Genomic DNA, 12,895 nt, shown 5'->3' on the forward strand with positions numbered 1-12,895 from the left:
CGCGCCGCCGCCCTGGCGGTGTCGGCGCCGGGGGCGCCGCCGGGGGCGGGGGGGGGGGGGCGCGCCGCGCCCCCGCCCCCCCCCCCCCCCCCCCCGCCCCCGCCCCCCCCCCCCCCCCCCCCCCCCCCCCCCCCCCCCCCCCCCCCCCCCCCCGGCGGGTCACCGGGTCAGCGGTGCCGCCGGGCCGGAGCGGGACTGGTCCACACCGTGGGCACGGGTGACGGCTCGGCCTTCGTCGGTACGGGCCTGGGCTCGGCCCTCGTCGGAGCGGGAACCGGACTCGGGCTCGTCCACTGCGTGGGTACGGGCTTCGGCTCGGCGCGCGTGGGCGAGGGGACCGCGCTCGGCTCACCGTGCACGGGCGACGGGACCGCGCTCGGCTCACCGTGCACAGGCGAGGGGACCGGGCTGGGACGCGTCCCCGTCGCCGGGCCGGCCTCCGTCGGCGACGGCACCGGCGTGGGACGCGACGACTTCGCGGGCGCCGGAGCCGGGTGGGAGCCGGCCGTGCCGGCCTGGGCGGTCATCGCCCCGGCGCCGACGGCCAGGACGGCCCCGACGGCGGAGACCCCCAGGGCGGTGCGCAGCCGGTGGGCGCGCAGGGATTGCAGGGCGTGACGTGCAGACATGCCGTTCCTCGAATCGTCGTTGCGGTCGCGGTGAAAAGGAGGCCTCCACCCCGACAGACGTCCGACCCACTCCGAGGTTGCGTGTGACCTGGGACACATGCCACCGCCCGCCGTCGGTCGCGGCACCCTGGTCGCCCGAAGGGCGTGGGCCGTCGCCTCCGGGAAAGGGAAGGCGGCGGCCCACGCCACACCGGCCGCCTACCTCCGCTGCTGGATCCGCAGGAAGGTGATCGAGTTGGCCGGGAAGGTGTACGTGAACCTGCCGGTGACCCCGGTGAAGGTGGACGTCACCGGCGCCACCGCGGTCGAGGTCTCCGTGTTCACCGCGTCCGGCGCGGCGGCCAGCGTGGCGACCTCGGCCTTCGACGCGACCTTCGCGCCGCCCAGGTCGATCGCCGTACGGGCCGCCGAGGACTGGGCGTTGACGACCTTGACGATCAGGTCACCGGTCTTCTTGTCCCGGGTGACGACCTGCCGGAACGGCTCGGCCGGCTTGTCGTCGGTGAAGCTGTCCCACTCCTTGCCGTCGAGGTAGAGGGTGACCTGGCGGCCGCGCACCTTGATGTCGATGTCGTAGGCGCGGCCCGTCTCGACGGACCCGGCCTTGGAGATCAGCGTCGACTTGCCGCCGTCCACGGCCTGTTCGACGGCGGACTGGGTGTTGTTCCAGCCGCCCAGGTTCCACCAGTAGTAATTGCCGGTGTCCTTGACGCCGAAGGCGACGAGGAAGCCCTCCTTGCCGGACTTCTTGGTGGCCTTCACATGCAGGTCGTAGTCGTGCCAGGACGGGTCACCGGCCTGGACCATGGTGTTCTCGGCGGCGGTGTCGGTCTGGACGAACTGGCCGTCCCGCACGCTCCAGCTGCCGCCGCCCGTGTGCGTCCACGTCGAGGAGTCCTGGGAGAAGTCGTCGGTGAGCAGCGTCTTCCCGTCGGCGCCGGTGACCCTCACATCGTCGTACGCCGCGCTCGTCGCCCACGTCGACAGGCCGACGGCACCGGTGATCGGGCCGAGCAGGGACGGGGTGCCGGTGGCCGTGGAGGGCACGACCCGGTCGCCGACGTTGTTCATGAACAGCTTCTGGACCTCGTAGTTGGCGGAGTTCCAGGCGGCGTGGTTGTTGAACCAGACCAGGTCGGGCCGCCACTGCACATAGTCCTCGTTGGCGAACAGCGGCGCGTAGGAGGCGAGCTTGACGACGTCCGCGTTGCGCTCCAGGCCGGTCATGTACGCGGCTTCGGCAAGGCCGTTCTCGAAGGCGTTGCCCTGGGAGGCGTACTCGCCGAGGAAGACCTTCGGGCCGTTCCTGTCGTAGGAGTCGTAGCGGTCGTTGTTCTGCAGGAACCACTGCGGGCTGTTGTAGTAGTGCTCGTCGACCATGTCGACCTTGGCGTCCCGGTTGAGCTGCCAGGCCGTGTCGAAGGTCGAACCGGAGTCGTCAGGGCCGGAGTTGGAGATGACGGTGATGTCGGGGTACTTGGCCTCGATGGCGGCCCGGAACCGCGTGAAGCGGGCGAAGAACTCCTTCGGGAGGTTCTCCTCGTTGCCGACCTCGAGGTGGGTGAGGTGGAAGGGCCTGGGGTGGCCCATCCGCGCGCGCACCTTCCCCCACCTGGAGGTCACCGGGCCGCCCGCGAACTCGATGAGGTCGAGGGTGTCCTGGATGTGCCGCTTGAGCAGCGCCTCGTCGTCGACGGCCCGGTTCTGGCCGCAGCCGGTCACCAGGGCCGGCACGACGGGCAGCGGCATCGCGCCGATGTCCTCGGCGAAGCGGAAGTACTCGTAGTAGCCGAGGCCGTAACTCTGGTTGTAGCCCCAGAAGTTGGCGTTGGTGGCGCGCTGCTCGACCGGGCCGATGGTGTCCTTCCACTGGTAGGAGCGCTTGCGCTGGTAACCGGAGGCCGCGCTGTAGTCCTCCATGGAGCCGGTGTTGACCAGGCAGCCGCCGGGGAAGCGCACGAAGCCCGGGTGCAGGTCGGCGATCTTCTCGGCGAGATCCTTGCGCAGACCGTTGGGCTCGTTCTTGTAGGTGTCGCGCGGGAACAGCGAGACCATGTCGAGCGCCGACGCGGCGGAGGAGGCGACCGTGAGGCGGCCGGCGCTGCTGGTGCGGGTCGCGGTGAAGGCGGCGGTGTACTTGGCCCAGCCGCTCTTGCGTACGGCCACCTTGCGGGCGGCGGCCAGGGCGCCGTCGGCGTCCTGCAACGAGACCGTCAGGGTCGTGCCGCCGGTGGCACGGGCCCAGACCGAGAAGTCGTACTTCTTGCCCGCCTCCACTCGGATGCCGGTGTTGTAGCCGGCGTTGGTGACGGACGAACCGGCCGCCAGGGCCAGATGGTTGCGGTTGCGCTCGTTCAGACGGCCGTCGTCGTCGACGACCTGCGCGGTGCCGTCGACCGTCCAGGAGGTGAGCGGGGAGTACGAGGTGTTGTCGGCGGTGGAGTACTCGAAGGACCGGTTCTGCACGAGCTCGGCGTACAGCCCGCCGTCGGCGGCCCGGTTGATGTCCTCGAAGAAGACGCCGTACATCGTGTCGTCGATCTTCGCGCCCTTGGCTGCGGGGTCGACGGAGATCGCGTAGTCGGTGACGTCCTCGGCGTGGGCGGGTGCCGTGACCAGACCGGCCGCCACCAGGAAGGCGGTGGCCGTGAGACCGAGTCTCCAGCGGGTGCGGGTGCTGCGTGACATGGATACTCCGCGGCTCGAATGGGAGATGCGACTGTTCCGATGGTTCCGCTTGTTCGATATATCGAACAATGATCAATACTTCGAACGGCAAGATAGGGAGGGGGACGGGACGCGTCAATGGGGCCTGCGGCAACGGATGGGACGGGGAGCGAGACGGGATGGGCGAGTTCTGGCCAGTGCCGGACGTGCTGGAATATCTGGCCGGGAGCTGGCGAGTGGAACGGTCGGTGCTGGACCTGGCGAGCGGCGCGGAAGGGCAGTTCTCCGGGACGACGTTTTTCGGCCCGCTGGACGGCGGCGGGCTGCTGCACCGGGAATCCGGCACGTTCGTGTGGCAGGGCGTGCCGCGCCCCGCCGAGCGCACCCTGCGCTTTCTGCCGGGGAGTTCACCGGGCAGCGCGGACGTGCGCTTCGCCGACGGCCGCCCCTTCCACGACCTGGACCTGGCGACCGGCCACCATGTCGCCGACCATCCCTGCTCGGCCGACCTCTACCGCGGCGAGTTCACCGTCCGGTCCGCGGACCACTGGCGGACGGTGTGGCGGGTGCGCGGCCCCGCCAAGGACCTCGCGCTGACCACGGACTACGTCCGCGAGGGCTGAGCGGTCACACCGTCGAAGCGAAGGTTCCAGCGGCCGGCCCGGCCGGTGACGGCGGTCGTCGACAGGGGCCGGACATCGATGTTCCAGTAGGTCGAGGGCGGCGCCTTGAGCACGTGGACCAGGGCGGCGCGGATCACGGAGGGCTCGGCCACGGCGACGATCCGGCCGCCCTCCTCGAAGGGCCGGGTGTCGAGCCAGTCGCCGACCCGGGCGATGAAGGCGGCCAGCGACTCACCGCCGTGCGGGGTGGCCCGCGGGTCGGCGAGCCAGGCGTCCACGGCCGCCGGTTCCCGCGCCATCGCCTCGCCGAGCGTCAGTCCGCACCAGCGCCCCATGTCGCAGTCCCGCAGGGCGAGTTGCACGAGCGGCGCATAGCCGAGGGCCTCCCCGGTGACGCGGCTGCGCGGTGTCGGTGAGCAGTAGCGCAGCTCGGCCGCCGCGAGCGGGATCAGATCGCGGGCGACGCGTTGCACGTCGTCCCATCCGGCCTGGTCCAGCGGGCGGTCGTCATCGAAGCGTTCCGCGAGCAGGGGGGAGCTGCGTGCGGCGGCGACGAACGTGACCCGAAGTGGCATGCGGCGATGGTGGGCCGCGAAAGTACGCAGGTCAAGAGCTGTTACCCGACAGTTTTGCGGGGCCTGCCGCTAGAAGACGAGCGCCATCCACTGCTCCGGCTGCGCGAGCGGCGCGAACCCGAGCTTCTCGTACACCCCGTGCGCGTCGTGCGTGGCGAGCAGGATCCGCCGCAGCCCGTACGGCCGCACGTGCTCCCGTACGGCCCCTACGAGCGCGGTGCCGATTCCCTTGCCCCGCACGGAGGGGTCGACGTACACGTCGCACAGCCAGGCGAAGGTCGCCCGGTCGGTGATGATCCGGGCATAAGCCACCTGATCGCCGGAAACCACGTCATACACCCCGAAGTTGAGCGACCCCTCGATCGCCCGGTCCTGCTTCTCCCTGGTCCGCCCGAGCGCCCAGTACGCATCGGTCGACAGCCAGCGGTGCACCCGCTCGGCGTCCATACGGTCCGGGTCGGCGGAGATCTCATAACCCTCGGCGAGGGGCGGGGTGTCGGTCATGCGCGGAGATTCGCAGCTCATGGCCGTCGGCGTCGAGCGATTTTCGCGGGGACTGTCAGTGGCGGGCGCGACGCCGGGGGCGTGACAGCAGGGGTCCCGCACCGCCGCACTAGGACGGGAGCACCCCGTCACACGCCGTACGAAGCCGTCGTGCCCCCTCCACGATCTCCCCTGCCCCCGCCACCGCCGCGAAGCTCAACCGGACGTGGGCGGCGGGGGGTTCGGCGCTGAAGTACGGGCGGCCGGGGGTGATGGCGACGCCGGCGCGGAGGGCGGCGGAGGTGAGGGCGGACTCTCTCCCGGAGCCGAAAGCCTGGGCGGTGCCGCCCAGGCCGTCGGGCAGGCGGAGCCACAGGTGGTAGCCGCCCGACGGAATGTGGGGCAGGGCCAGCTCGGGCAGTTCGAGCCGGAGCGCGGCCGTCATGGTGTCACGGCGGGCCTTCAACTCCGCCGAGATCGCGCGCAGATGGCGGGGCCAGGCCGGTGAGCCGACCAGTTCGAGTGCGGCCTCCTGGAGCGGCCGGGGGACGAAGAAGCTGTCGACGACCTGGATGGCGCGCAGCCGCTCCAGCACCGGACCGCGGGCGGCCAGCGCACTGACCCGGAAGCTGGGCGAGGTCGCCTTGGTCAGTGAGCTGACATGGACGACGACTCCGTCGGGATCGTCGGCGGCGAGCGGGCGCGGCAGGTCGCCCGCGTCCTCGTGCACGAGCCGTCGTACGAAGTCGTCCTCGACGACGAACGCGCCCGCCTCGCGGGCGATGCGCAGCACCTCACCGCGCCGCTCCGGCGCGAGCACCGCGCCGGTCGGGTTCTGGAACAGCGGCTGGCAGACGAGGACGCGGGCGCCGGTGGCCCGGAAGGCGTCGGCGAGCAGGGCGGGCCGTAGGCCGTCCGCGTCCACCGGCACCGGGACGGGGCGCAGGCCGGCCGCGCGGGCGATCGCCAGCATGCCGGGATACGTGGGCGACTCGACGAGCACCGGCGCACCCGGCGGCGCGAGGGCGCGCAGGGCGGTGGTCAGCGCGGCCTGGCCACCCGAACTGATCAGCACCTCCGCCGCGGTGACGCCCCCGCCGGGCCCGCCGATGCTGCGCGCGAACCACTCCCGCAGCTCGGGCAGCCCCTCCATGGGAGGCCTCCCCCACGCGCCGGGCCGGCGTCCGGCACGGGCCAGGGCCGCGGACATCGCCCGCTCGGGCTGGAGCGAGGGGTGCAGATAGCCGCCGTTGAACTCGATCACGCCGGGCGCCGGTGCGGCCAGCGAGACCAGGACTCCGGACGCGTCCACCGAGCGCGGTACGAGATCGGCGGCGCCGTCCGCGCTCAGGGCCACCTCCTGCCAGGACGTGTCCCCGGCCGGTGCGGCCGCCGCGCGCGGCTGGGCCCGGAAGGCACCCGCACCGGGCCGCGTGACGACCAGCCCCTCGGCGGCCAGTTGCCCGAGGGCCCGCGCGACGGTCACCGGGCTCACCCGGAACCGTTCGACGAGAGCACGGCTCGACGGGAGCTTTCCACCTGGAGAGTAGCGATCCAGCTCCCTTCGCAGCTGTTCCGCCAGCTCACCCACGCTGCTACGCTCTTGCATGAGAGCACAGAGTAGCGCTATCGCCGCGACCCGGATAGCGGTCACCACCACCTCGGCCACGAAGCCCACGGGCGGCACCGGCACGCTCCTGGCCGCGCTCGGCGTCGTCGCCTTCTCCCTCACGTTTCCCGCCACCGCCTGGGGCCTGGAGGGCTTCGGCCCCTGGTCCCTCGTCGCGGTGCGCTGTGTACTGGCGGCACTGGTCGCCGGTGGCTGCCTGGTGGCGTTGCGCGTCCCGCTGCCCGACCGCCGGCACCTGCCGGGGCTCGCGGTCGTCGCCGCCGGGGTCGTGGTCGGTTTCCCGCTGCTGAGCACCCTCGCCCTGCGGACCTCGACCAGCGCGCACGCGGCCGTCGTGGTCGGCCTGCTCCCGCTGACGACCGCGCTGCTGTCCGCCCTGCGCGTGGGCACCCGCCCCTCCCGCACCTTCTGGACGGCGGCCCTGGCCGGCGCGGCCGCGGTGGCCGCCTTCACCGTGCAGCAGAGCGGCGGCGCCCTCACCACCGCCGACCTGTACCTGTTCGGCGCGCTGCTGGTGTGCGCGGCCGGCTACACCGAGGGCGGCCGACTGGCCCGGGTCATGCCGGGCTGGCAGGTCATCGGCTGGGCCCTGGTGCTGTGTCTGCCGCTCGCCGTTCCGGCCGCCGCGGTGGCGCTGGCGTACGAGCCCGTCCACCTGACCGCGCGCAGCGTCGCGGGGCTGCTGTGGCTCGCGGCGGGCTCGCAGTTCCTCGGCCTGGTCGTCTGGTACCGGGGCATGGCCGCCATCGGCATCCCGAAGGCCAGCCAGTTGCAGTTGGCCCAGCCCCTGCTCACACTGGTGTGGTCGGTGCTGCTCCTCGGCGAGCACCTGACGGTGGCCGCCCCGCTGACGGCCGTGGCGGTGCTGGTGTGCATCGCCGTCACCCAGCGGGCCCGAGGCTGAGCGGCGTGCATGCGGCGGTCCCACCGGGTCCCCGCGCCGTAAACTCGAAGCCACGGACCGCTGCTCCCGCACGAGGTGAGGAGGCCCCACAGATGCGTGCAACCGTGGGCGACCAGCTTGTCCAGCACGGCAGGGTGGTCGGACAGCAGGACAAGGTCGGCGAGATCGTCGAAGTGATGGGCCGCGAGGGCAACCCCCCGTACCGCGTCCGCTTCGAGGACGGGCATGAGGGCGTGTGCTCACCCGGCCCCGACACCGAGATCCGGCACCGGGAAATCCACCAGCGGTGACTCAGCGCGGGGGGCTCGCCGGCCGCTGGTAGTGGTCGGCGACCACCCGCGCCATCGCCCCGATCCGGTCGGCCGCGACCTCCTCGGCCGCGAAGAAGACGTGCCCGCGTGCCTGCGGGTAGGCCCGGGCGAGGGTCAGGTGCCGGGACAGCTCGGCCGGGTCCTGCCAGGCCGCGTTCTGCGCCGGATCGCCGGCCTTGTAGAGCGCCTCGCCCAGGTACAGTTTCGTCCTGCTCCCCTTCGCCACCTCGGCCCACCAGCGCAGCAGTGCGGCGTAGTCGGCGGCGGCGAAGCCGATGTTCCAGTACAGCTGCGGGACGATGTAGTCGATCCAGCCCTCACGGACCCACCTGCGGGTGTCCGCGTGCAGATCGTCGTACGTCTGCACTCCCGCCCGCGTGTCCGAGCCGAGCGGGTCGGTGCCGGCGTTGCGCCACACCCCGAAGGGGCTGATGCCGAAGCGGGCGGCGGGGCGGATCCGTCTGACGCGGGCCGCCGTCTCCCGTACCAGCCTGTCGATGTTGTCGCGCCGCCATGCGGCCCGGTTGGGGAAGGCGCCGCCGTGCCGGTCGTAGGCCGCGTCGTCGTCGAAGGTCTGGCCGGCCACCGGGTAGGGATAGAAGTAGTCGTCGAAGTGCACGGCGTCCAGCGGATACCTGCGCACCGCGTCCAGCATCGCGTCCTGCACGAAGGCGCGGACCTCGGGCATCCCCGGGTTGTAGTAGAGCTTCCCGCCGTACGGCACCACCCAGTCGGGGTGCTTGCGGGCGGGGTGGGTGGCGGCCAGCCTGGTGGGATCCGTGTGGTTGGCGACGCGGTACGGGTTGAACCAGGCGTGCAGTTCCAGTCCCCGCTTGTGCGCCTCCCGCACCGCCGTGCCGAGCGGGTCCCAGCCCGGGTCCCGGCCCTGGGTGCCGGTGAGGTACTGCGACCAGGGTTCGTACGGCGATGGCCACAGCGCGTCGGCCGTCGGGCGTACCTGGAACACCACGGTGTTCAGGCGGGCCCGGACCGCCGTGTCGAGGTGGGCGACGAGTTCGGCGCGCTGCCGGTCCGCCGACAGACCCGGCTGCGAGGGCCAGTCACGGTTGCTCACCGTCGCCACCCACACCCCCCGCGTCTCGGCGCTGACCCGCCGTTGCGGCGCGGCCGTCGCTCCCGAGGCCGACGTGAGCGTCGACAGCGCGGCCAGTGCGAACGCCCGACGTGACACTCGCCCCATCAGCACAACCCCCATACACCCTGGATCCGCCCGGTCACGGATCGTCCTCGCGCCCCAGGATGCCCGGACCCCACCGATCGATCATCGATACTTGGGAGTAACGTGCACGAACGGAGCAGGCACCGGAGCAACGGCGGACCTGCCACAGCCGTACATCAGCGAAAGGGACGATGTGACCGACATCGAACGCGTCGGAGTGGTGGGCTGCGGCCAGATGGGAGCGGGCATCGCCGAGGTGTGCGCCCGGGCCGGCCTGGACGTGAAGGTCGCCGAGACCACCGGCGAGGCCCTGGAGATCGGCCGCACCCGGCTGTTCAACTCCCTGTCCAAGGCGGCCGAGCGCGGCAAGATCACCGCGGCCGAGCTGGAGGCGACGCAGGCGCGGCTCAGCTTCACCACCGACCTCGGCGAGTTCGCGGACCGTGACCTGGTGATCGAGGCCGTCGTCGAGAACGAGCAGGTCAAGACGGAGATCTTCCAGGTGCTCGACCAGGTCGTGACCCGGCCGGACGCCATCCTGGCCTCCAACACCTCCTCCATCCCGCTGGTGAGGCTGGCGGTCGCCACCGCGCGCCCCGACCATGTCATCGGCATCCACTTCTTCAACCCGGCCCCCGTGCAGCAGCTGGTCGAGCTGATCCCGGCGCTCACCACCTCCGAGGGCACCCTCAGCCGCGCCCAGGTCTTCGCCGAGAAGGTGCTCGGCAAGCACGCGATCCGGGCTCAGGACCGCTCCGGCTTCGTGGTGAACGCGCTGCTGATCCCGTATCTCCTCTCCGCCATCCGGATGTTCGAGTCGGGCATCGCCAGCCGTGAGGACATCGACAACGGCATGGAGATGGGCTGTGCCCACCCGATGGGCCCGCTGAAGCTGTCGGACCTGATCGGCCTGGACACGGTCGCCTCGGTCGCGTACTCGATGTACGAGGAGTACAAGGAACCGCTGTACGCCGCTCCCCCGCTGCTCCAGCGCATGGTCGACGCGGGCCGGCTGGGCCGGAAGTCGGGGTCGGGCTTCTACACGTACGCCTGAGGCACTGCGGCTTCTTCCGCGGACAGCACGGACAGCACGGACAGCCGATTGCACAGTGACCGTTCCAGGGTGCCGGCTACACAGTGCGACGACCACGGGCCCGGCGCTCTTCTCAGTGCCGGGCCCGTCGCATTCACACGCCGTGTGCGCGCCGGGCCCGCATATGCCCGTCGCACACTCTCCCCACGTGTCCACCAGGCGAGTTGACTCCTTATGCGCATGCAAGGGATGTGACGACTACGCAAAGGAGTGGCACCGTGACCACCGATCCCGAACATCCCGTGGTCCATGGCGAACTCGCAGAGTTACGCCGACGCCTCGACGTCGCCTACGCGCGCGTCGAGGGGGGACTGGCTCTGCTCAGTCACCGCACCGAGGAAACCGACAAGGAGCTCGACGACCTGAGCGCGCGGGTCGTCGCCCTGGAGCACGCTCGCTGGCCGCTGCCCGCGGTCACGGTACTCACCGCGCTGGGCGCGCTCGTGGTGACGATCTGGCAGGCTCTCGGCCGCTGAGGCCCAGGACGCGTGGGGGGTTGGTTCAGGGCATGGCGTCCTGGCCGAGCCGGAGATGATGCAGCAGTAGTAACGCGGCCGCCATGTTGGCGGCCGGGACCTCCCCACGGGCGACCAGGTCGGGGACGAGTTTGAGGGGGACCCATTCCCGGCGGTCCGACTCGAAGTCGTCCACCGGGTGCCCGGTGTACTCGCCCTCGTCCGACCAGTAGATGTGGTGCCGGGCGTCGGTGAGGCCGTTGGACGGCTCCACGCTCATCAGGTGGCGCAGGGGTCCCGGCCGCCAGCCGGTCTCCTCCTCGAGTTCCCTGGCGGCCGCGTACGCGACGTCCTCGCCGTCCTCGACGACGCCCGCCGCGAGTTCCCATCCCCAGCTGTCGGTGATGAAGCGGTGGCGCCACAGGAGCAGGACCTCGTTGGCCTCGTTCACGACCGTGGCCACGGCGACGGGCCTCAGCCGTATCAGGAAGTGGTCCAGGTGCCGCCCGTCCGGCAGTTCCACATCTGCCAGGTTGACGGTGAACCAACGGTTTTCATACACAGTTTGTTCGTTCTGCTTCGTCCACTGCACGGTTCTGCCACCTTCCGTCGAGTAAGTGGCAATATCGCAGCAGGGACTGTGGAGTGTGGGTGCTCTTGTGCCGGTCTGCGGCCGGTCTACAGCGGTACGCGCAGTGCCCCGTCGATGAGTTCGGCTGCCTCGGACGTGCCCGCGCAGCCGCTGCGCACCAGGTGTTCGCGCACCGCTCTGAGTCTGTCGCGCAGCCGTTGCGACTCCATGCCCCGGGCCTGTTCGGCCATCTGCACCGCGGTGGCCGCCGCCTTGTCGGCGTTGCCCTGGCGCAGCTCGATGGTGCTGAGCATGGCCAGCCGGTGCACCCGGCCCCGGTCGTGGGCGGGGTTGTCGACGGCGGCCATGGCGTGCTCCCGGGCCGCCGCCACCTCGCCGAGGCTGAGCAGCGCCTCCGCCACCTGGACGTTGACCAGTCCGGGCTGGACATAGCCGGTCTCGTCGGGCTCGTATCCGCGCCGGATGCGTCCGGCGGCCTGCTCGGCCCGCCGGATGCAGGACAGCGCGCTCGTGCCGTCGCCGAGGTGGGCGTACGCCTTCGCCTGCATCGCGTACAGGTCGGAGGCGAGCGCCGGGGTGATGTGTGTGCCGGCGGCGCGCAGCGCGGCCTCCGCGAAGGCGACGGCCTGCCGGTACTCCCGCATGAACAGCGACTGGTTGACCAGCAGCGCGATCACGTACGCGCCAAGTCCCCGGTCCCCGCTGGCCTTCGCGAGCCTGAGCGCCTGGTGGAAGTAGCGCTGGGCGAGTCCGTGCGCGTCGGAGTCGTACGCGCAGATCCCGGCGACCGCGACCAACCCGCCCGTGGCCCGGTGCAGTTGGCGGCCCGTCTCGTCGGTGTAGCTGCCGCGCAGCAGCGGGGCGGCCTCCGCGTTGAGGAAGCCGACGATCCGGGAGCGGGTCGCGATACCGCCCGCCTTGCGGTACATCTGCTCGTAGTGGGCACGGGCGGCACGCAGCATCTCGATGTCGGCGGAGGTGACCCGGTGCCGTCCGCCGCGCGACACGTCGACGTCCTCAGGCGGGTTCTCCCACTCCCACACCGGCATGACGGCGGGCGTCCCGGTGACCGCGGGCGCGCCCAGGATGTGCGGGCGCTGCTGCTCGTCGGAGCGCCACAGGGCGGTGGCCCGCTCGACGAAGCCGGACAGGGAGGTGCCGTGCGGGGCGGAGGGTTCGCCGGGGACGCCCAGGCCGATGTCATCGAGGGTGACGGGGCGGTGCAACCGGACGGCGAGCACCTCGCAGATCAGGTCGGGCACCTGACCGCGGGGCCGCTGTCCCTTCAACCACCGTGCGACGGCGGTGTGTTCGTAGCGGAGGGCGAGTCCGCGGGCCCGGCCCGCCTGGTTCACATGGGCGGCGAGACCCGCGTGCGAGATCCCCGCCTCGTCCAGGATCGCGTCGAGCAGAGTGTTGGGCTGCATGGGAGGCCCCCCGGTGGCTCGGTGCCGACAGAGTAGTGCGTCCGCCTTCACACGGGGTGTGAACGGAGTACTCGAATCCGCACTGTGTGCACGCTGTCGCGGAGAGTTTCCGGCCGATTGACTGAAATGCCTCGCAAGAGGCCGACCGGGCCGCCGGCTCCCCCTCGTACATGCGGCGGCCCGGTACCGCTCCGGCCAGGGGTGCGGTGACGGCCCTCCGGGCGCGGGGCTCTGTCGGACGGTCCCCCCGCCCGCCCCTCAGGCGCTCCCAGTGCCCCGACAGGCAACGTTCGCCCCGTCGCGACGCCCGGCACGCTCCCCCACTG

13 protein-coding genes are annotated in these 12,895 nt (G+C 71.7%); 5 read left to right on the forward strand and 8 right to left on the reverse strand.

The annotated features are described in order from the left end of the window. Positions 1-167 precede the first annotated feature (167 nt). Entirely contained in the window at positions 168-629 is a 462-nt protein-coding gene (locus ACIBK3_RS32710; RefSeq protein WP_399371061.1) for a hypothetical protein, read from the reverse strand. A gap of 198 nt (positions 630-827) precedes the next feature. Next, positions 828-3,317, reverse strand: a complete 2,490-nt coding sequence (locus tag ACIBK3_RS32715; protein ID WP_399371062.1) for an alpha-L-arabinofuranosidase C-terminal domain-containing protein — start codon at positions 3,315-3,317, stop codon at positions 828-830. Between the two features lie 158 nt (positions 3,318-3,475). Between ACIBK3_RS32715 and ACIBK3_RS32720 the strand changes: the two genes are divergently transcribed. Beyond that, entirely contained in the window at positions 3,476-3,919 is a 444-nt protein-coding gene (locus ACIBK3_RS32720; RefSeq protein ID WP_399371064.1) for a DUF6314 family protein, read from the forward strand. Here the strand turns inward: ACIBK3_RS32720 and ACIBK3_RS32725 are convergent. The 3 genes from ACIBK3_RS32725 to ACIBK3_RS32735 form a co-directional block, all read right to left on the reverse strand. Further along, entirely contained in the window at positions 3,901-4,494 is a 594-nt protein-coding gene (locus ACIBK3_RS32725) for a histidine phosphatase family protein (protein WP_399371066.1), read from the reverse strand. The genes ACIBK3_RS32720 and ACIBK3_RS32725 overlap by 19 nt on opposite strands. Before the next feature lie 69 nt (positions 4,495-4,563). Then, on the reverse strand, positions 4,564-4,998 hold the full coding sequence (locus tag ACIBK3_RS32730; RefSeq protein ID WP_399371067.1) for a GNAT family N-acetyltransferase: 435 nt from the start codon (positions 4,996-4,998) through the stop codon (positions 4,564-4,566). 109 nt (positions 4,999-5,107) lie between these two features. After that, positions 5,108-6,586 (reverse strand): PLP-dependent aminotransferase family protein, encoded by a 1,479-nt coding sequence (locus ACIBK3_RS32735; RefSeq protein WP_399371068.1) that lies wholly within the window; start codon positions 6,584-6,586, stop codon positions 5,108-5,110. Between ACIBK3_RS32735 and ACIBK3_RS32740 the strand changes: the two genes are divergently transcribed. Beyond that, positions 6,585-7,511, forward strand: a complete 927-nt coding sequence (locus ACIBK3_RS32740; protein ID WP_399371070.1) for a DMT family transporter — start codon at positions 6,585-6,587, stop codon at positions 7,509-7,511. The two genes, ACIBK3_RS32735 and ACIBK3_RS32740, sit on opposite strands and share 2 nt — an antisense overlap. A gap of 92 nt (positions 7,512-7,603) precedes the next feature. Then, positions 7,604-7,801, forward strand: coding sequence for a DUF1918 domain-containing protein (locus ACIBK3_RS32745; protein ID WP_030672586.1), 198 nt, complete (start codon positions 7,604-7,606; stop codon positions 7,799-7,801). Between the two features lies 1 nt (position 7,802). Here the strand turns inward: ACIBK3_RS32745 and ACIBK3_RS32750 are convergent, their stop codons facing one another. Continuing rightward, positions 7,803-9,023, reverse strand: a complete 1,221-nt coding sequence (locus ACIBK3_RS32750) for a glycoside hydrolase family 10 protein (RefSeq protein ID WP_399371072.1) — start codon at positions 9,021-9,023, stop codon at positions 7,803-7,805. Between the two features lie 172 nt (positions 9,024-9,195). On the opposite strand from ACIBK3_RS32750, the gene ACIBK3_RS32755 reads away from it, so the two are divergent. Next, complete coding sequence (locus ACIBK3_RS32755; RefSeq protein WP_399371073.1) at positions 9,196-10,056, forward strand: 3-hydroxybutyryl-CoA dehydrogenase; 861 nt, start codon at positions 9,196-9,198, stop codon at positions 10,054-10,056. 257 nt (positions 10,057-10,313) lie between these two features. Next, the gene (locus tag ACIBK3_RS32760) at positions 10,314-10,571 is read left to right on the forward strand and encodes a hypothetical protein (protein WP_399371075.1); all 258 of its coding nucleotides are present in this window, start codon (positions 10,314-10,316) and stop codon (positions 10,569-10,571) included. A 25-nt stretch (positions 10,572-10,596) separates the two neighbouring features. Here ACIBK3_RS32760 and ACIBK3_RS32765 read toward each other — a convergent pair whose 3' ends face one another. Both ACIBK3_RS32765 and ACIBK3_RS32770 read right to left on the reverse strand, forming a co-directional pair. After that, positions 10,597-11,142, reverse strand: a complete 546-nt coding sequence (locus ACIBK3_RS32765; protein WP_399371077.1) for an NUDIX hydrolase — start codon at positions 11,140-11,142, stop codon at positions 10,597-10,599. 86 nt (positions 11,143-11,228) lie between these two features. Then, positions 11,229-12,569, reverse strand: a complete 1,341-nt coding sequence (locus ACIBK3_RS32770) for a transcriptional regulator (RefSeq protein WP_399371078.1) — start codon at positions 12,567-12,569, stop codon at positions 11,229-11,231. Between the last annotated feature and the right edge of the window lie 326 nt (positions 12,570-12,895).

The organism is Streptomyces sp. NPDC050287, from assembly GCF_044459385.1.
Taxonomy (GTDB): domain Bacteria; phylum Actinomycetota; class Actinomycetes; order Streptomycetales; family Streptomycetaceae; genus Streptomyces.